We start from the raw sequence: 19,402 nt of genomic DNA, 5'->3' as shown, positions 1-19,402 counted from the left end.
TCGCTTATTTTAAAACCTCGTTGCCGTTAACGATGGTTTTAGTGATTTTATAATCGCGGGTAAAGGCAGTCAGGTTGGCTACTTTGCCGACTTCGATACTCCCTAACTGCTTATCCACGCCAATAGCGCGGGCCGCATACAGTGTCGCCATACGCAATGTTTCGTCCAGTGCGATGCCAACGTGTTCAACACTATTTTGTACCGCTTCGATCATCGTCAGTGCTGAACCGCTTAATGTGCCATTCTCATCCACACATAAACCGTTACGATAGTATATTGTTTTGCCAGCAAAAATAAATTGATCAATTTCAGCACCCGCCGGAGCGGTGGCATCGGTTACCAGTACCAGTTTGTCACCTTTCAGGCGTTTTGCGTTGCGGATATTGGCCCAGTCGACATGCAGGCCATCCGCTATGACCCCGGTGTAGACTTCTGGGGTATCAAAAATAGCCCCGATCAGGCCAGGTTCACGCCCGGTGATGTATGGCATGGCATTATACAGGTGTGTCGCAAAGCGAATACCAGCAGCAAAGCCTTGGCGGGCTTGCTGATAGGTAGCGTTGGAGTGGCCGGCTGAAACCAGAATACCGGCTTCAGTCAACTGGCGGATGTATTTGTCATCGACCATTTCTGGTGCCAGAGTGAATTGGCTAATCACGTCCGCATTTGCGCACAGATAATCAATCATTTCAGCGGTGGGTTTACGAATAAACGCCGGATTATGGGTGCCTTTCTTGAGCGGGCTAAGATATGGCCCCTCCAGATGCAGACCCAACGCTTTATGCTGGTTTTTTTGTAGATATGAACGCATGACATTAACGCCGTGCTTCATAAACTCATCACTGCATGTAATGAGTGTTGGCAGGAAGCTGGTGCAACCTGACTTTTCATTAGCGCGCTGCATGATATCCAACGTCTCTTCGGAGATAGCCTCAAGAGAGTCATTGAATTGCACACCGCCGCAGCCATTTAACTGCACATCAATAAATCCGGGGGCTAGAATGGCGCCGCCCAAATCGCGCACCTCAATATCAGCCGGAAGTTCAGCGGCAGGACAGATACGTTCAATCAATCCATCAGCCACGACAACAGCATGATTATCCAGTACTTCGTGGCTGGTATAAATACGGCCGTGAGTTAAAGCGTACATCTTAGCCCCCTGATGACTATTACAGACCTTTGATATTTTCAGCTTCCAATTCATGGAAGTATTTTACAGTTTTAACCTTCAATTCCATAGTGGAAGGCTCATCACACACCATGATGGCTTTGGCATGCAGTTGCAGGCAACTGATGGTCCACATGTGATTGATGCTCCCTTCAACTGCCGCTTGCAAGGCTTGTGCTTTGCCGTGGCCAGTGACCAGAATCATCACTTCTTCTGCATCCAGCAATGTACCCACACCTACTGTAAGTGCATATTTCGGCACGAGGTTTGCATCACCACCAAAGAAGCGGGAGTTAGCAATGCGGGTTTCTTGGGTCAGGGTTTTGATGCGGGTACGGGATGCCAAAGATGATGCCGGTTCATTAAATGCGATGTGACCGTCAACGCCCACGCCACCCATAAACAGGTTAATTTTGCCGTAAGACTTAATTTTTGCTTCGTAACGACGGCATTCTTCATCGATATCTGGCGCGTTGCCATTTAACAGGTTGATGTTCTCGGCTGGGATATCAACATGATCGAAGAAATTGGAGTGCATGAAGGTGTAGTAGCTTTCAGGATGTTCCTGTGGCAAACCGACATATTCGTCCATGTTGAACGTAACCACGTTTTGAAAACTGACGTCACCGGCTTTGTGCATGGCGACCAGATGTTTGTATGCCTCCATCGGTGTGCCACCGGTTGGCAGACCCAGAACAAACGGGCGCTCAGCGGTTGGTTTAAACGAATTGATACGGCTAACGATATGACGCGCTGCCCATTTACCAACTTCTGTGGTGTTTTTCAGTGGGATAAGTCTCATCTTGCACCTCTTGGATTGCTAATAGTGGCTATACTCTACGCGGTTCGAATCATCCAGCTAAGCGTAACTCAGATTTTGACTCATGCGTTGGTACAATACTTCGTTCATTTTTCGAATGATAAAATAAGTTTTGTATCATGGCTAGTGCATTGGTGCTTTTTCACTAGTTTTTGGTGACATTTATCACAAAATAGGGGGTTTTAATTTGCGTTACGAAATAATTTTTTTACACTCCGCAATGAGTAATACGTACCGTGAATAAATAAAAAGTGTGCCATGCGTTTTTCTAAAAGGTAGTGAGTCAATTAAATAAACTACTTAAAGGGTCCGATAACGGACGAATAGGGGGAAAGGTGAATATTCTTAGTTACTTACAAAAAGTGGGCCGGGCCTTGATGGTCCCAGTGGCCACACTACCAGCCGCCGCGATACTGATGGGCGTAGGCTATTGGATCGACCCGGTAAGCTGGGGGGGTGATAATGCACTGGCGGCATTATTTATCAAATCCGGTGCGGCTATTATCGACAACATGTCCGTGCTGTTCGCAATTGGTGTTGCTTACGGTATGTCAAAAGACAAAGACGGTGCGGCTGCACTGACCGGCTTTGTAGGTTTCCTGGTATTAACCACGCTGTGCTCGCCTGCTGCGGTGTCGATGATTCAAAAGATCCCGGTTGATCAGGTTCCGGCAGCTTTTGGTAAAATCAACAACCAGTTCGTTGGTATCCTGGTGGGTATTATCTCTGCTGAACTGTACAACCGTTTCAGCAGTGTTGAATTGCCAAAAGCACTCTCTTTCTTCAGTGGCCGCCGTCTGGTTCCGATTCTGACGTCCTTCCTGATGATCGTGGTTGCCTTCATTCTGATGTACGTCTGGCCGCTGATTTATAACGCACTGGTGACCTTCGGCGAATACATCAAAGATATGGGTTCAGTAGGGGCGGGTATCTATGCCTTCTTCAACCGCTTGTTGATCCCAGTCGGCCTGCATCATGCTTTGAACTCAGTGTTCTGGTTTGACGTTGCCGGTATTAACGATATTCCTAACTTCCTCGGTGGCCAGCAGTCTATTGATTCTGGTAAAGCCATTGTGGGTATCACTGGTCGTTATCAGGCTGGCTTCTTCCCAATCATGATGTTTGGTTTACCAGGTGCGGCGTTGGCGATTTATCACTGCGCGCGTCCTGAAAATAGAGCGAAAGTGGCAGGTATCATGTTGGCGGGTGCATTCGCAGCCTTCTTCACCGGTATCACCGAACCACTTGAATTCTCCTTCATGTTTGTTGCCCCTGTGCTGTACTTCTTGCACGCCGTGCTGACCGGTATTTCAGTATTCATTGCAGCCAGCATGCATTGGATCGCCGGTTTTGGTTTCAGCGCCGGTTTAGTGGATATGGTGCTCTCTTCTCGCAACCCGCTCGCCACACATTGGTACATGCTGATCCCACAAGGTTTGGTGTTCTTCGCCATTTACTACGTGGTGTTCCGTTTCACCATCCAGAAATTCAACTTGTTGACACCTGGGCGTGAATTGGCCGTTGAAGGCAGTGAAGAAGATGGTTATGACGTCAATGTTGATAACACCCCTGCAGTGAACGAAAGTGAAATCAACGGTCTGGCGCGTCGCTATATTGGTGCTATCGGTGGTTCAGATAACCTGACTGCCATTGATGCCTGCATCACCCGCCTGCGTCTGAACGTAAAAGATTCTGCGCAGGTTAATGACAGTGTTGCCAAGCGCTTAGGTGCGTCAGGTGTCATTCGTCTGAATAAACAAAGTGTGCAAATCATTGTCGGTACCCGCGCAGAATTGATTGCTTCAGCCATGCGTACTGTGTTGGCTGGTGGTTCGGTTCCTGCCGCCAGCAGTTCTGTGGCACCCGCAGACGTTAAGCCTCAGGCGGTTATTAACACCACTAAAACAGCTTCTCTGGTACTGGTTTCGCCTATTACCGGTGATGTTGTCGCACTGGATCAAGTTCCTGATGAAGCTTTTGCCAGCAAAGCAGTGGGTGAGGGTGTTGCCATCCGTCCTACTGATAAAATGGTGGTTTCTCCGGCGAACGGGACTATCGTAAAAATCTTCAATACTGACCATGCATTCTGTCTGGAAACTGAAACCGGTGCAGAAATTGTGGTTCATATCGGGATTGATACGGTAAAACTGAACGGTCAGGGCTTTGCTCGTCTGGTTGACGAAGGGGCCACTGTCGTTGCCGGCCAACCGATATTGGAACTAGACCTGGCTTATCTGAACGCCAATGCGCGCTCAATGATTAGCCCGGTTGTGGTAAGCAATATTGATGATTATGCCGGTATCTCGGTATTGGCAGGCAGCTCTGTTGTGGCCGGTCAAAGCCCGTTGTTTGAGATCCGTGGCAAATAATTGGCTTAAGGCTAATGGTGAAAAGGGACTGCTGTCCTGAATAACCGATTTAACTTTTAGCTGAACCAACGGGAAGAGAGCAATCTCTTCCCGTTTTTTTGTTTTATTTCCTGTAACAAACGGTTGTTTCCAAGTCGGGCTTGTTGGATTATACCTGTCATCTTTCAAGTTGCAGGTGTGTTGGCCGCTCTCATTCACCCGAATCACTTACTTGTGTAAGCTCATCGGGATGAATGAGCCTCATCCTTGAGGCTCACCCTGCGGGCTAGCATAGATGCTATTCAAATCGGTTCCCGACCGATTTGTCTCTCGTTTGCCGCCTTCCTGCATCCTTGAAATCTATTAGGTAAATATGCGGTTATATTTGTTGCGTTTGCATTGAGGAATAGAACAATGAGTGAGGCAGAAGCCCGCCCGAGTAATTTTATCCGTCAGATAATTGACGAAGATTTAGCCAGCGGCAAGCACACGTCGGTTCATACCCGCTTTCCGCCAGAGCCAAATGGCTACCTGCATATTGGTCATGCAAAATCTATTTGCCTGAACTTTGGCATCGCACAAGATTATCAGGGTCAGTGTAATTTGCGTTTCGACGACACTAACCCGGTGAAAGAAGACGTCGAGTTCGTAGAGTCGATTAAACACGACGTAGAGTGGCTAGGCTTCACCTGGAGCGGTGATGTACGTTACTCCTCAGACTATTTCGATCAACTGTATCAGTACGCTGTAGAGCTGATTAATAAGGGCCTGGCGTATGTCGATGAGTTAACTGCTGAGCAGATGCGCGAATATCGTGGCACCCTGACGGCTCCGGGGAAAAACAGCCCGTACCGTGATCGCAGTGTGGAAGAGAATCTGGCGCTGTTTGAAAAGATGCGTGCCGGTGGTTTTGCTGAAGGTACAGCTTGTCTGCGTGCCAAAATCGATATGGCGTCACCGTTTATCGTGATGCGTGACCCCGTGCTGTATCGTATTAAGTTTGCCGAGCACCATCAGTCAGGTAACAAGTGGTGCATCTACCCGATGTATGACTTTACCCATTGTATTTCTGATGCGATCGAAGGGATCACCCATTCACTCTGTACGCTGGAGTTCCAGGATAACCGCCGCTTGTACGATTGGGTGCTGGATAATATCTCTATCGAATGCCATCCGCGCCAGTATGAATTCTCTCGCCTGAATCTAGAATACGCCATTATGTCTAAGCGTAAGCTGAATCAATTGGTGACCGAGAAAGTCGTGGAAGGTTGGGATGATCCACGTATGCCAACGATTTCTGGTTTGCGTCGCCGTGGTTACACCGCAGGTTCCATTCGTGAGTTCTGCCGCCGTATTGGGGTGACCAAGCAGGATAACAACGTTGAAATGATGTCACTGGAGTCTTGCATCCGTGATGACCTCAACGAACATGCCCCACGGGCCATGGCGGTTCTTGACCCAATCAAGGTGATTATTGAAAATCGGGTGGCCGGGGAAGAGTGGCTGACCATGCCAAATCACCCGAATAACCCGGATATGGGCACTCGTCAGGTTCCTTTCGATAGTGAGCTTTACATCGATCGCGCTGATTTTCGTGAAGAAGCCAATAAACAGTACAAGCGTTTGGTGCTAGGCAAAGAAGTACGTTTGCGTAATGCCTATGTTATCAAAGCTGAACGTGTCGAAAAGGACGCTGAAGGCAATGTGACTACACTTTATTGTAGTTATGACGCAGAAACTTTAAACAAAGACCCGGCTGATGGTCGTAAAGTTAAAGGGGTTATTCATTGGGTTTCTGTTAAACACGCATTGCCAGCAGAAATTCGTCTGTATGACCGTTTGTTTAGCGTACCAAACCCGGCTGCGGCGGAAGACTTCTTGTCTACCATCAATCCTGAGTCGTTGATTATCCGTCAGGGTTTTGTTGAGCCAGGTTTGGCTGCTGCGGTTCCAGAGAAAACCTATCAATTTGAACGTGAAGGTTATTTCTGTGCCGATAGCCGCTATTCACGTCCTGATGCCTTAGTATTTAACCGCACGGTAGGTCTGCGTGATACCTGGGCGGCGAAAGCGTCCAACTAAGTTGTAGCGCTCACACCAAACAGTATATAGCGTGGCTTAGTCCACGCTTTTTTATGCCCTTAACGCCTTCAAATTTGCTCCTATCGAAGGGTATGCACCAAAATCACATGACCGCGTAAGCTTATCAGGATGGGTCTGGCTATCGGGATGCAATGCCAAATTCTTTGGATATAAAACCGCGTTTGTTTATTTTACTAAACAATCATTAATTCTCTCCTCTTTGCTCCTTCTACATTTTATCCACGGGTCAATGTCGACATATTGCTTCCTTTTTTGGCGATAACGTGGCTGTCTGTAAGTCTTTCTTAAATATTCGCTTTGCGAAATAACCCAGTAATTAACCCTATTTATTTAGGATAAATCTCGTATTTGCTGAAACCATTCAATATGTCAACGAGAGACGATTTTTGATTAAAAATACGATGTTATTCATTGTTTTTAAAGCTTTTGTGAGCTGTGTAATATTTTTTCACAGTTATGTGCACGTTGTCATACTTTGAATAATTAGCTTTTTTTTTAATTGATAATTCGCGTCGCGAAAAATAGTCTGTGTGGCAGCAGCAATCTACAGAGCGGTTGTTTTTTGCAAGAGAAGTTTTTAGCAGTAACAGCTGGTGGCTATTTCTCCCCAGCAAAAATTTTACCCACTAGGGTTTTTTTTGAGGCTAAACCTGTGAGCTGTGGTGGACACAGGCAACGCACTTTAAATGTGATGTCAAAGAGGAATTTTTTCATATGGTTACGCACGGTGCTAAACGTAAAACGCTGGCGCTCGCAGTCGCGGGTGCATTGTTAGGAACGGGGTTCATAGTAGCCCCTGAGGCCAAGGCTGAAGGTTTTATTGATGATTCGTCACTGACCGGTGGGATTTATTATTGGCAGCGTCAGCGTGACCGTAAAGATTTAACGCCAGGGAGTGCGGAGTACGGCAAGTATGTCGCCAACCTGCATCACTCGACTTTTAATGCCAATCTGGATTTCTCTTCCGGTTATGCGGCTGACATGTTTGGTATTGATCTGGCAGCTTTCGGCGCAGTTGAAATGACCAACAGTGGCCCGGCGGCTCCTAACGAAATTGGTTTCAGTGATGCTAAAACCCGTTGGGATGAGAAATGGACCGGTGATAAGAGTGGCGTCAGTGTTTATAAAGCGGCGGCCAAATTTAAGTTAGGCGATTTCTGGGCGCGTGGTGGTTATATCCAGCCAACAGGTCAGACACTGCTTGCCCCACACTGGAGCTTTATGCCAGGCACTTATCGGGGGGCTGAAGGTGGTGCAAAATTCGATTTTGATACGGCCGGTGCCTTGTCCATGTCTTACATGTGGACCGATGAATATAAAGCACCTTGGTATCAAAATATGTACAACTTCCGTCAGGCTGATGGCAAGACTGGCGTAAGTTACCTGCATTCAATCGGTGCTAAATACGACTTCAAAAACAAACTGGTGATGGAAGCGGCATTCGGCCAGGCGAAAGATTACATGGATCAGTATTTTGCCAAGGCTTCTTACGCCTTCCCGGTGGAGGGCAATGATCTTCGTACTTCTTATCAGTTCTACGGCGCAAAAGATAAAGTTGATGGCGGTGCCAGCAATGTGAACGACGTCTATGACGGATTAGCCTGGTTACAAGCGCTGACATTGGGCTACACCACCGGGCCATTTGACTTGCGCCTTGAAGGTACTTGGGCCAAAGCTGACGGTAACCAAGGTTACTTCCTGCAACGTATGACGCCAGGCTACGCGAGCTCTAATGGCCGTTTGGATGTTTGGTGGGATTCCCGCTCTGACTTCAACGCCAACGGCGAAAAAGCGCTGTTTGGTGGCGTAATGTATGACCTGAAAAACTGGAATCTGGCGGGCTGGTCAGTGGGAACCTCCTATGCATATGGCTGGGATGCAAAACCAAGTACTAACCCAATTTATGACCAGAATACGCGCCTGAAAGAATCAGCATGGAACTTTGACGTTCTCTACACCCTGCAAGAAGGCCGGGCGAAAGGCACGCTCTTCAAACTGCATTACACCATGTATGACAACCACACCAATATTCCAAGCTTTGGCGGCGGTTTCGGCAACGTATTCCAGGATGAAAAAGACGTTAAATTCATCGTGATTGCACCATTTACCATCTTCTGATGTTAACCACTTTCTGATTGCCATCCCCGGTAACTATACCGGGGAAATACTGGAGCATCCGCCATGAAGAAAACACTTTTTATCATTGCCACTGTATTGGGACTAAGTGCCTGTGCACCACAAACCCCGGTTCAACCGGAAGATAGCAAACTCAAGCAAGCCTACAGCGCGTGCATCAATGCCAGCGAAGGTTCGCCAGAAAGATTGATACCCTGCAAGGCAGTGTTGAATGTGCTGAAACAAGAGAAAGCACATCAAGCTTTTACGGAGAAAGAGACCGTTCGAGTATTGGATTATCAGCGTTGTATTGACGCGGCACATACCGGTAATGGTCAAGCCTATGACGCACAATGCGGAAAGCTGTGGCAAGAAATACGCAGTAATAATAAGCCAGATAAATAACATCCCAGATAAAAATTATTAGGATAACGGTAATTGAGCTAACAATAACGCTGCTAGCAGCAATACTGTCAATAACCGTTCTGGCAGCAGTTATTAATTACGGATGAGGTTAGTGATGAATAAATTCAAATTAAATACTTTAGCGGCGATAACCGCAACCTTTGGCTTGATGGGATATGCCAATGCTGATACCAACAATCAACAACTTGTAGATCAACTCAGCACATTGAAAGTTAATTATAAATTGTTGGATAACCGTGCTGCTGACAATGGTGTTGATTGTGCCAAACTGGGTGCTGACTGGGCATCCTGTAATAAAGTCATGATTACTCTGACTAACACCGGGGATAAGATAGTCGGTCAGGACTGGGCCATTTATTTCCATAGCATCCGCCAGATTCTAGCAGTTGATAACAGCCAGTTTAAAATTACTCACCTGACGGGTGATCTACATAAAATTGAACCTACCGCCAAATTCACCGGATTCCCCGCCAATCAGGTGGTTGAAATCCCCATTACGGGTGAATACTGGCAGTTGTTTGCCACTGATTTTATGCCGCGCTGGTATGCCACTGCTGGCGATGCAAAACCAAAAGTACTGAAAAATACTGATACCGAAGATATCAATGAATATCTGACACAGTTTACTGGCGATCAGTGGAAACGCACCAAAGATGACCATAACGTGTTGATGACACCGGAATCACGTTTTGTGAAAAATGAAGCGGTTAAGACGTTATCTGCCGCTAGTTTGCGTGGGCAGATAATTCCCACGCCAATGGAGATTAAGGTTCACAAGCAGGATGTGGACCTGAGTAAAGGTGTTGCGCTGGATCTGAGTGTATTGCCAAAACCGGCCGCAGAGGCGGCCCGGCAACGCTTTGAATTACTGGGTCTGAAGGCCAATTCAGCTGGTTTCCCGATAAAAACCGTGATTCAACCGGCTGCTTTTAAGGGGGACTTAGCGGTTTCCGGTGCTTACGAGTTGAAAATTGGCGAGAAAGGGGCGCAGGTTATTGGTTTTGATCCGACAGGCGTGTTCTATGGCCTGCAATCTATCCTGTCATTGGTTCCGACTGACGGCACTAAGACTATTGCCACTCTTGAGGCGAAAGATGCGCCACGTTTCGAATACCGTGGTGTCTTCCTCGATGTTGGCCGTAACTTCAAAACCAAAGATGCGGTGCTGCGCTTACTCGATCAGATGTCAGCTTATAAGCTCAACAAATTCCACTTCCATCTGAGTGATGATGAAGGCTGGCGTATTGAAATCCCGGGCTTGCCGGAATTGACTGATGTTGGCAGCAAACGTTGTCACGATTTGACGGAAAATACCTGTTTGTTGCCGCAATTAGGCTCTGGCCCAGACAGCAATAATATGGGTAGCGGCCATTTCACTCGTGATGATTATATTGAGATTCTGAAATATGCCAAAGCACGCCAGATTGATGTGATCCCTGAAATCGACATGCCAGCACACGCCCGTGCAGCCGTAGTGTCGATGGAAGCCCGTTACAACAATCTGATGAAACAGGGCAAAGAAAAAGAAGCTAACGAATTCCGTCTACTTGACCCGACTGATGATTCCAACACCACGTCAGTTCAGTTCTATGAGCGTAAAAGCTATCTTAACCCATGCCTCGATTCCTCTAAGCGTTTTGTCGATAAAGTGATTGGCGAAATGGCGCAGATGCATAAAGAGGCCGGTATGCCGCTGACTACCTGGCACTTTGGTGGTGATGAGGCGAAAAACATTCGTTTGGGCGCGGGTTATCAGGACAAAAACGGCCCGATTGAAGCGGGCAAGGGCATTATTGATAAGAGTGTTGAAGATAAACCTTGGGCCAAATCACAGGTTTGTCAGGATATGGTCAAACAAGGCAAGGTGCAGGATGTTGAACATCTTTCCAGCTATTTTGCCATTGAAGTCAGCAAGCTGGTTAATGCGCACGGCATCGAGAAGATGCAGGCGTGGCAGGATGGGCTGAAAGATGCCAAAGACGCCAAAGCTTTTGCGACTAAACGTGTTGGAGTCAACTTCTGGGATACTCTCTTCTGGGGTGGGGCCGACTCAATTAATGATTGGGCTAATAAAGGCTATGAAGTGGTCGCATCGAATCCCGATTATGTCTACTTCGATATGCCATATGAAGTTAACCCGAATGAACGCGGTTACTACTGGGCAACCCGCTTTAATGACGAAGCAAAAGTATTCAGTTTCGCGCCAGACAACATGCCACAGAATGCCGAGACCTCGGTGGACCGCGATGGCAATCACTTCAGCGCCAAAAGTGATAAACCTTGGCCGGGTGTACATGGCATCTCAGGTCAGTCATGGAATGAAACCGTCCGTACTGATGAGCAGATGGAATACATGATCTTCCCTCGCGTGTTGCCATTGGCCGAGCGTGCCTGGCACCGCGCTTCGTGGGAGCAAGATTACAAAGCGGGCCGCGAATACAAAGGTGGTGAGACGCATATGGTTGACACCAAGGCGTTGGACACCGATTGGCAGCGCTTTGCCAATATCATGGGGCAGCGTGAGCTGGCGAAGCTGGATAAAGCCGGTGTGTCATATCGCTTACCAGTCCCAGGTGCTCGGGTTGTGGCAGGGCAGTTGGAAGCCAATATCTCACTGCCGGGCCTGATTATCGAGTATTCAACGGATGGCGGTAAGCAGTGGCAAAAGTATGATGCCAAGGTACAACCTACCGTGAGTGGTGAGGTGATGATTCGCTCCACCAGCCCAGATGGTAAACGTAGTAGTCGTGCTGAGCCGGTTAAAGTCTGACCATTGGTACTATTGAGCTGTGTCTAATGTTATCTCCTGTTTGCTTGATTTTTAGCTAAACAAATTTAAGTGAAGTTGAGTTGATGGTTCTTTCCCCGGCTAGTCCGGGGTTTTTTTGCTGAAAAATTGATACGGCTCGTTAAATGAGGGGGAGAGGATAAACAGTAAATTTGTCACTACAAAAGGGATACAGATTTTAATAACGGGGTAGACGCCCAAGTCATTGGCGTTGCGGATGGCAGCAGGTGAAGGCACCCAGAGAGTTCGAACACTCTAGCGGCGTTAAGTACGAAGGGCACAAATAAGAACGACCACCTGACTCCCAACCGAGAGATACTCGGGTATAAAATGGGAAAGGTGGCCATCTTGCTGATAGCTTATGTTAGCCAGACAGTGGAACTTATCAATCTGGATTAAACATAAGCGTAATGTATTCAGTGCTTAAAATCTTTATCACATCAATGCGATAACGCGACATTATCTTTTATCGTGTGCCGACTCGTTTTCACGGCAATCGCCGGTCTCACAGTGGCCGTACAGATACAGGCTGTGATTGGTCAGTTTGATACCATGCTGCTTAGCAATTTCACGTTGAAGCGATTCAATGGATTCATTGCTAAACTCAATCACTTTGCCGCAATCCAGGCAGATCAAGTGATCATGATGATGTTGCTGCGTCAGCTCAAAGACTGATTTACCCCCTTCGAAATTGTGGCGGGTAACAATACCGGCATCGTCAAACTGGTTCAGTACGCGGTAAACCGTGGCTAAACCGATCTCTTCACCGATATCGATCAGCTTTTTATAAAGATCTTCCGCGCTGACGTGATGGCACGACGGGTCTTGCAACACTTCCAGAATTTTAAGCCGGGGCAGCGTTACTTTAAGACCTGCATTTTTTAAGGCTTTGTTGTTGTCAGTCATGCGGATTCAGTCCTGTTACTATCGATTCAAATTAAGGCTGTTCAGCCTATGACATCCGTGGCGCAATAATTACAATTGCGTCTCATTATAGAACTGCTAGCCCCAAATGAAAACCGTGGTTGTTAACAAAGATATAATTGCACACTTTGTAAGATTAATCATGCAGTGTATTGATGAATGGGGATAACACATCATTTAAGTGTACAGTGCCGAGGGATAAAGTTACAAATTTGTAGCATTTTATTTTCATTTTGCGCGAATGACGGTGTGGATCTGTGGGCCGCTTAACAAAGCACAATCGGATAGCCAAACGGGTTGTTCACATTGAGTGGGTTACTGAGAGAGAGAAAGCAACGTTATAATAAAGAGTGCAGGTCAAAAGGATAAAAGGCAGCGGAAACGCCCGGCAGTGTTGCACACGACCATCGCGTTTCCGACTCGTTAGCTTAACTGACGATTGTCAGATCAACCCACATTGTTCGATCAACCCACAATCTCAGATAGGCTCAGTTCTTCAGTGATCTGTTTTACCCATGCCTCGACACGTTCATTAGTCAGTTCTGGCTGACGGTCTTCATCAATTGCCAGACCAATAAAGTGCTCGTCATCGGCCAGGCCTTTGGACGCTTCGAAGTGGTAGCCAGCCGTTGGCCAGTGACCTACGATTGCCGCACCACGTGGCTCAATAATATCGCGCACGGTACCCATCGCATCACAGAAATACTCAGCGTAGTCTTCCTGATCACCACAACCGAACAGTGCCACTAGCTTGCCGTTGAAATCGATCTCTTCCAGTGTTGGGAAGAAATCATCCCAATCACATTGCGCTTCGCCGTAATACCAGGTTGGGATCCCGATCAGCAGAATATCGAAGCCTTCTAAATCTTCTTTACTGCTTTTGGCAATGTCGTGAACCTCAGCAACATCTTTGCCCAGTTGCTTTTGGATCATCTTGGCAATGTTTTCAGTATTGCCAGTATCGCTGCCAAAGAAAATGCCTACAGTTGCCATATAGCTTAATACCTTTTGAATTCAAATAGTTATGCAAATTACTGAGCGCTTCGCCAAGTATTATAACACATGTATAGGGCGACATAATGCCAGAGAACGCCGTCAGACTTTTATCAAGTTTATGCGATATTTAATTTTTGCCAGTCGCTCAACCTTAGAACGCCATTGCCGATAACCATTGTGTAACTGAATGGTTGCAACTTGCGGTGCCAGGGGGAAAACCGTCAGATGCAAGTCTGGTGGCAAAGGAGTTGTCGTTAGCTGTATGAACGTCCTTTATTGCTTTTCGGTCATCAAATAACACCTAAGTTTCTAACGGTAACTATCCGATATATAAGGGGAACGAACATGCAGTTTTTAAAAAATATTACTATCAGGGTGGCATTGCTTTGGGTACTTGGCGCATTTTGCCTGCTCTGGGGGGGCGTATCAGCCTATACATTGTTGTCACTCAATCAACTGACACAATCCTCCAACGCAAATAGTGTGTTGGTTGAAAACATGAATCTGGTTAATCAGGGGACGGATCAATATTTCCGTATGGTGACGCGCCTTTCTCGGTCAGTAGATTACCGCCAGAACGGTAACATTGCGGATGCTGATAAAGAGTTGAAATCATCCGATGTTGCATTGGAGAACCTCAAGCAAAAGCTGGCAGAATTTAAAGCTATCGATCATGCACAGCTAGATCCCGCTTTAGTCAGCGGCGTGATTGATGGATGGAGTGGATTAATTGAACAAGGCGTTACGCCGCTGTATCAGGCTGCAATGGACAATAACAGCGCCGCTTATCAGGATTTAGCCAAGAAAACGGTACCCGCATTGAGTCGCCAGTATGGTTCAGTCGCTGAAAAGTTTAATCAGGCGGCATCAAAAGCCATTGGGGTGGCTAAAGATCAATTCTCTCATTTGACCAAAGTGAGCAGCATTACACTGATCTCTGCGTTGGTCATCGGTCTATTGATTTTGCTGGCAACGGATCGTTACCTGGTTGCCAATCTGGTGCGCCCATTGGACGATATTCGTAAGCATTTTCTAGTGATTGCTTCTGGCCAACTTGGTCATCCTATTACCGATTTTGGTCGCAACTGTGTTGGGCGATTATTTCCGCTGTTGCGCGATGTACAAACCAGTTTAGTGAATACTGTTCAGGCAATTCGTAGTAGCACCGATGGGATCTATCATGGTGCAGCCGAGATTTCAGCCGGTAATACAGATTTGTCATCTCGTACTGAACAGCAGGCTGCGGCGCTTGAAGAAACGGCGGCTAGCATGGAGCAGTTAACCGCAACGGTAAAACACAATGCTGATAATGCACATCATGCCAGTCAACTGGCGGCCAATGCCTCTGCCACCGCGAAAAAGGGCGGAGTATTGGTAGCAGATGTGGTTAACACCATGAATGAGATTTCAGCCAGTTCGCGGAAAATAGCTGATATTACTACGGTAATTAACAGCATCGCTTTTCAGACTAACATTTTGGCCCTTAACGCGGCCGTTGAAGCTGCCCGTGCCGGTGAGCAAGGTCGTGGCTTTGCCGTGGTCGCCAGTGAGGTGCGTAATCTTGCACAACGCAGTGCACAGGCGGCGAAAGAGATTGATGGTTTGATTAATGAGTCGGTCAGTCGTGTCAGTAGTGGCTCGGCATTAGTAGAAAGTGCCGGTATTACTATGGATGAGATTGTTCGTTCTATCACTAATGTAACGGATTTAATGGGTGAGATAGCCTCTGCGTCCGATGAACAGAGTAAAGGTATTAGCCAGGTCGGGCAGGCGGTGGCAGAAATGGATAGCGTGACACAGCAAAATGCTGCGTTGGTACAGCAAGCCTCCCGTGCGGCAGCCTCGCTAGAAGAACAGGCTACTCAATTAAACCAAGCGGTGGCCGTGTTTAAATTAAAGGCAGATGACGAACGAGCAAAACCGGTGGTGAAAATGCGGGCAAATCAGCGAACCACAGCACCTGCCACCGCCAAAGCGGACAGTAACGCAAACTGGGAAACATTCTAAAAATAGCTAACAGCCGTGTGGCTTCAAGTACGACGGGGATAAAGTAAAAACGGCGTGGCGTAAGTGATTACGCCACGCCGTCGTGGTAACCGATAGGGTTAAAACCCGTCTTGTGAGTGAGCTAATTGAGCCAACAACATTTGTTCAATCAGTTCACTGCGGCTGATGTTACGTTGCTCAGCAAGGCTGTTGAGAGCATCGACGGCATCGGCATTAATCTTCAGTTCCACGCGTCGTAAGCCACGCACTTTGTCGCGCCGTAGTTGATTTCGCTTATTAATCCTAAGCTGCTCATCACGGGATAATGGATTTGTTTTCGGACGCCCAGGGCGGCGTTCATCTGCGAACAGATCCAGCGTTGTGCGGTCCGTTTGTTCTTTTGCCATAGGTAGCGGTACTACAAGGGATTTACATCAGAAAGCGTAACGGAGCCTTGTCTGACGATTCGGTTTACATGTTTCAGGTTGAGAACATAGCTTGAGCGCATTGAATAACCTATATACCAGCAGCCTGAATTTGCATTTGCACCGGTTACGATCCGTGAACAGCGACCGAAGCCCGCAGCAAAATTAGAGCGCGCCATAATACCCCAGCCAACTGAGCAACGACAATGCTTTACTGTGATTAGATTGTGCTAATTCGTTCTTTTTTGCACAATTTTTCCACAGGAAATACATTTTTTTTCCCCAGGGGATGATTTTTAATCAATCCCCATCGTGAGCTGTACTTTTTTTACTCAGTCTCTTTTTCATCAGTGCTGTTTGCATCAATAAAGCGGTGGATCGCCCGCAAGACAGAATCTGGTTTTTCCGCATGAACCCAATGGCCTGTCCCTGCGACTACATAGGCGCGGGCTTGTGGGAATTGACGGGCAATTTCATCACGGTGGCTATCTTGAATATACGGCGACAATTCACCACGAATAAACAAGATCGGATGCGGCCACGGTGGAATAGGTTGCCAACCAACAATATTTTCGTATTGATCCCATAGTGCGGGCACATTAAACCGCCATTCGCCGTTTTGGAATGACTTTAATAAGAACTGAATGACACCTTCTTCTTTTATGTATTCACGCATCAATTGAGCGGCTTCTTGTCGCTGGGTTATACCTGCATTACTCACGGCATTAAGGGCAGTAAAGATCTGGTCGTGGCGGCGGACTTGATAATTAACAGGGGCGACATCAATCGCGACCAGCTTTTCAATACGGTGAGGAGCAATCGCCGTCAGCGCCATTGCCACTTTGCCGCCCATTGAATGGCCGATAATAATGGCTTTCTCTATGGCGAGGTGGTCCAGCAGTTCCAGTACATCTTGCGCCATCGCAGGATAATTCACTTGCGGTGATCGGGGTGATAAACCATGGTCACGCATATCAACCTGAATCACGTTATGATCTTTTTGCAAGTCACGAGCCAAAACACCCAGATTATCCAGATTACCAAATAGCCCATGGATCAGCATGATTGGCAGGGAAGGTGTGGCAGAAAGCGCGTTTTGTAAGCGGAAGTTTAATTTCATAGCGGCGTTCATACGAAGGAATAATGTGGCTAGGATATCATGTCTGAACCAAGGTGTGCTGCTACACAATTATTGGCCTTATCATCAGGCATATGTGGATTACTGCGTTGTGGTGGGCGCGGCGGGCCAGTTATCTCGATAACGCCATGATAACGGTACTCATCAGTGCATGCTGAGAATGAAAAGCCACACCAGGCTCATTGGAGGGTGGGTTTATAATAACGGAAACCACTGCTTAAGTTTATTATCAGTAAAAGATAAATTATCCTACGGTCGGTAATTAAAATACGAGGAAATAATATTTTTTGGGTGGGAATCCTGATTGTGGGATATTTCCTACAATATTAATTCTTTATTTATTATATGTATTTAAAGTGACGATAAAAATATTGAAAATAACGTTTTTACAGGCATAATGCGCACAATCTATTTTATATTTATCTACCCAAAATATTGGGGAAGGGCCTCCTCGTGTCACGTCCTTGTTATTTCATATTAATAGCTGGCATATTATCGCCAGCATTGACTATTCCGTTATCCAGTGTTGGCGCGGAATTAGCCCCTGTTCAACAGAGTATTCACCAACAGGAACGGCAACGGGCATTGGAAGAGCGCCTGGCCCCCGCAACACCGGATGTGCGCTTATCAGCACCGGCGGCCTCTTGGGGCCGGATTGTCTTTCCGGCTGAGAAACCTTGCTTCGTTATTGACCGCGTTACCCTCAGCGGCACCGAGCCTCTACCCCGCTGGTTGCCCCTGCAACGCCTCGCCAATCAGGCACAAGGCCAGTGTTTGGGCGGGCAGGGCATTAATCTGCTGATGAGCCAATTGCAAAACCGCCTGATCGACCACGGCTATGTCACCACCCGGGTGCTGGCCCCGCAGCAGGACTTAAACAGCGGCACGCTGGCGTTACACGTAGTGCCCGGCAAAATACGCAGCGTAGAGCTGACGCCCGACAGTGACCGCCATGTCACGCTGTTCAGCGCCTTCCCCGCCCGCCCCGGTAACCTGTTAGATTTGCGTGATATCGAGCAAGGACTGGAGAACCTGCAGCGCGTCCCCACGGTGCAAGCCAGTATGGAGTTGGTCCCCGGTGAAGCCCCCGGTGAGACCGATATCGCCCTGAGCTGGCAGCAGCGCAAAATGTGGCGGCTGGCGGCCTCACTGGATGACTCCGGCACCCGCAGTACCGGCCGTTATCAAGGGGGCGCGACCCTGTTTCTCGATAACCCGCTTTCGCTGAGTGACCTGTTTTATGTCTCGGCTGGCGGTTCAATAAAGAATCGCGGCGAGAAAGGCACCAATAACCTGACTGGCCACTACTCGCTGCCATTCGGTTACTGGACGGCGGGCATCACCGCCAGCAGCTATGACTATCACCAGACGGTGGCGGGCCTGAATGGTGATATCCGATACCGGGGTGACAGTGAGAATGTGACGCTGCAACTCAGCCGCCTGCTGCACCGCAATGCCAGCCAGAAAACCACCTTTACTTACGATGTGCTGACCCGTTCGTCAAAAAACTATATCAATGACACCGAAATTGAAGTGCAGCGCCGCCGTACCTCAGCCTGGCGCGTTGGCCTGCAACACCGCCACTTTATCTCGCAGGCCACGCTAGATGCCGGTGTCAGCTACCAGCGCGGCACCCGCTGGTTGGGTGCGGTGCCGGCACAGGAAGAGTACGCCGGTGAAGCCACTGCCCTGAGCAAAATTCTGCGTTTGAATGCGCAACTGGATATTCCTTTTGCGGTTGCGGCGCAAAATTTCCATTACAACTTGCAATACCAGCGGCAAAGCACCAACACCCCCCTGACGCCACAGGATCAGTTCGCCATCGGCGGCCGCTGGTCGGTGCGCGGTTTTGATGGCGAGCGCACGCTAAACGCCGATAACGGCTGGACAGTGCGCAATGATCTCGGCTGGTACACCCCGCTACCGGGGCATGAGCTGTATGTCGGCGTGGACTACGGTGAAGTGAGCGGTCGCAGCGGGCCTTATCTGCTGGGCCACCATCTGGCGGGCAGTGTCATCGGCGTGCGCGGCACGGTGCTCAATACCCGCTATGACCTGTTTGCCGGCAAACCGCTGTCTCAACCCGATGGCTTCCAGGCCGACTCGGTGACCGTAGGCTTTAACCTGAACTGGCAATACTGATGCACCCGCTTAATGCTTTACTC

Annotated in this window: 13 protein-coding genes; 7 read left to right on the top strand and 6 right to left on the bottom strand. The window is 48.0% G+C overall.

Going from position 1 to position 19,402, the window contains the following annotated elements; all coding sequences use genetic code 11:
* Window positions 1-4 precede the first annotated feature (4 nt).
* Window positions 5-1,150 (bottom strand): N-acetylglucosamine-6-phosphate deacetylase, encoded by a 1,146-nt coding sequence (gene nagA / locus EL015_RS14725; RefSeq protein ID WP_005193280.1) that lies wholly within the window; start codon window positions 1,148-1,150, stop codon window positions 5-7.
* Between the two features lie 19 nt (window positions 1,151-1,169).
* Entirely contained in the window at window positions 1,170-1,970 is an 801-nt protein-coding gene (gene nagB / locus EL015_RS14720; protein WP_005193281.1) for a glucosamine-6-phosphate deaminase, read from the bottom strand.
* A gap of 353 nt (window positions 1,971-2,323) precedes the next feature.
* Between nagB and nagE the strand changes: the two genes are divergently transcribed.
* The 5 genes from nagE to EL015_RS14695 all read left to right on the top strand — a co-directional run bounded on the left by nagE (window position 2,324) and on the right by EL015_RS14695 (window position 11,750).
* Window positions 2,324-4,357 carry an N-acetylglucosamine-specific PTS transporter subunit IIBC gene (gene nagE, locus EL015_RS14715; protein WP_005193282.1) on the top strand — a complete coding sequence of 678 codons (2,034 nt, stop codon included), beginning with the start codon at window positions 2,324-2,326 and terminating at the stop codon, window positions 4,355-4,357.
* 393 nt (window positions 4,358-4,750) lie between these two features.
* Window positions 4,751-6,418: a glutamine--tRNA ligase gene (gene glnS, locus EL015_RS14710; protein ID WP_005193231.1), complete on the top strand. Its 1,668-nt coding sequence runs from the start codon at window positions 4,751-4,753 to the stop codon at window positions 6,416-6,418.
* Window positions 6,419-7,153: 735 nt separating this feature from the next.
* A complete protein-coding gene (gene chiP, locus EL015_RS14705; RefSeq protein ID WP_005193234.1) occupies window positions 7,154-8,557 on the top strand; it encodes a chitoporin ChiP in 1,404 nt (467 codons plus the stop codon).
* A 63-nt stretch (window positions 8,558-8,620) separates the two neighbouring features.
* Window positions 8,621-8,959: a ChiQ/YbfN family lipoprotein gene (chiQ, locus tag EL015_RS14700; protein ID WP_005193237.1), complete on the top strand. Its 339-nt coding sequence runs from the start codon at window positions 8,621-8,623 to the stop codon at window positions 8,957-8,959.
* Between the two features lie 115 nt (window positions 8,960-9,074).
* Entirely contained in the window at window positions 9,075-11,750 is a 2,676-nt protein-coding gene (locus EL015_RS14695) for a family 20 glycosylhydrolase (protein ID WP_005193240.1), read from the top strand.
* Between the two features lie 477 nt (window positions 11,751-12,227).
* On the opposite strand, the gene fur is transcribed toward EL015_RS14695, so the two are convergent.
* The gene (gene fur, locus EL015_RS14690; protein WP_005193245.1) at window positions 12,228-12,674 is read right to left on the bottom strand and encodes a ferric iron uptake transcriptional regulator; all 447 of its coding nucleotides are present in this window, start codon (window positions 12,672-12,674) and stop codon (window positions 12,228-12,230) included.
* 483 nt (window positions 12,675-13,157) lie between these two features.
* Window positions 13,158-13,685, bottom strand: coding sequence for a flavodoxin FldA (gene fldA, locus EL015_RS14685; RefSeq protein WP_005193246.1), 528 nt, complete (start codon window positions 13,683-13,685; stop codon window positions 13,158-13,160).
* Window positions 13,686-14,033: 348 nt separating this feature from the next.
* Between fldA and EL015_RS14680 the strand changes: the two genes are divergently transcribed.
* Window positions 14,034-15,695 (top strand): methyl-accepting chemotaxis protein, encoded by a 1,662-nt coding sequence (locus EL015_RS14680; RefSeq protein ID WP_005193248.1) that lies wholly within the window; start codon window positions 14,034-14,036, stop codon window positions 15,693-15,695.
* 98 nt (window positions 15,696-15,793) lie between these two features.
* On the opposite strand, the gene ybfE is transcribed toward EL015_RS14680, so the two are convergent.
* Window positions 15,794-16,081 carry a LexA regulated protein gene (gene ybfE / locus EL015_RS14675; protein ID WP_005193249.1) on the bottom strand — a complete coding sequence of 96 codons (288 nt, stop codon included), beginning with the start codon at window positions 16,079-16,081 and terminating at the stop codon, window positions 15,794-15,796.
* A gap of 346 nt (window positions 16,082-16,427) precedes the next feature.
* Window positions 16,428-17,219 (bottom strand): esterase, encoded by a 792-nt coding sequence (gene ybfF / locus EL015_RS14665; protein ID WP_005193250.1) that lies wholly within the window; start codon window positions 17,217-17,219, stop codon window positions 16,428-16,430.
* Between the two features lie 471 nt (window positions 17,220-17,690).
* On the opposite strand from ybfF, the gene EL015_RS14660 reads away from it, so the two are divergent.
* Window positions 17,691-19,379 (top strand): ShlB/FhaC/HecB family hemolysin secretion/activation protein, encoded by a 1,689-nt coding sequence (locus EL015_RS14660; protein WP_053011637.1) that lies wholly within the window; start codon window positions 17,691-17,693, stop codon window positions 19,377-19,379.
* The last annotated feature ends 23 nt before the right edge of the window (window positions 19,380-19,402 follow it).

It is taken from the genome of Yersinia intermedia (genome assembly GCF_900635455.1).
In the GTDB taxonomy this organism is placed as follows: domain Bacteria; phylum Pseudomonadota; class Gammaproteobacteria; order Enterobacterales; family Enterobacteriaceae; genus Yersinia; species Yersinia intermedia.
The sequence above is the reverse complement of the archived record's forward strand: the minus strand, read 5'-3'. Positions and strand labels throughout refer to the sequence as shown.

Bases quoted from the DNA above. Each gene is read 5' to 3' on its own strand.
- nagA (WP_005193280.1), bottom strand. From the start codon at position 1,150: ATGTACGCTTTAACTCACGGCCGTATTTATACCAGCCACGAAGTACTG.
- nagB (WP_005193281.1), bottom strand. From the start codon at position 1,970: ATGAGACTTATCCCACTGAAAAACACCACAGAAGTTGGTAAATGGGCA.
- glnS (WP_005193231.1), top strand. From the start codon at position 4,751: ATGAGTGAGGCAGAAGCCCGCCCGAGTAATTTTATCCGTCAGATAATT.
- chiP (WP_005193234.1), top strand. From the start codon at position 7,154: ATGGTTACGCACGGTGCTAAACGTAAAACGCTGGCGCTCGCAGTCGCG.
- chiQ (WP_005193237.1), top strand. From the start codon at position 8,621: ATGAAGAAAACACTTTTTATCATTGCCACTGTATTGGGACTAAGTGCC.
- EL015_RS14695 (WP_005193240.1), top strand. From the start codon at position 9,075: ATGAATAAATTCAAATTAAATACTTTAGCGGCGATAACCGCAACCTTT.
- fur (WP_005193245.1), bottom strand. From the start codon at position 12,674: ATGACTGACAACAACAAAGCCTTAAAAAATGCAGGTCTTAAAGTAACG.
- fldA (WP_005193246.1), bottom strand. From the start codon at position 13,685: ATGGCAACTGTAGGCATTTTCTTTGGCAGCGATACTGGCAATACTGAA.
- EL015_RS14680 (WP_005193248.1), top strand. From the start codon at position 14,034: ATGCAGTTTTTAAAAAATATTACTATCAGGGTGGCATTGCTTTGGGTA.
- ybfE (WP_005193249.1), bottom strand. From the start codon at position 16,081: ATGGCAAAAGAACAAACGGACCGCACAACGCTGGATCTGTTCGCAGAT.
- ybfF (WP_005193250.1), bottom strand. From the start codon at position 17,219: ATGAAATTAAACTTCCGCTTACAAAACGCGCTTTCTGCCACACCTTCC.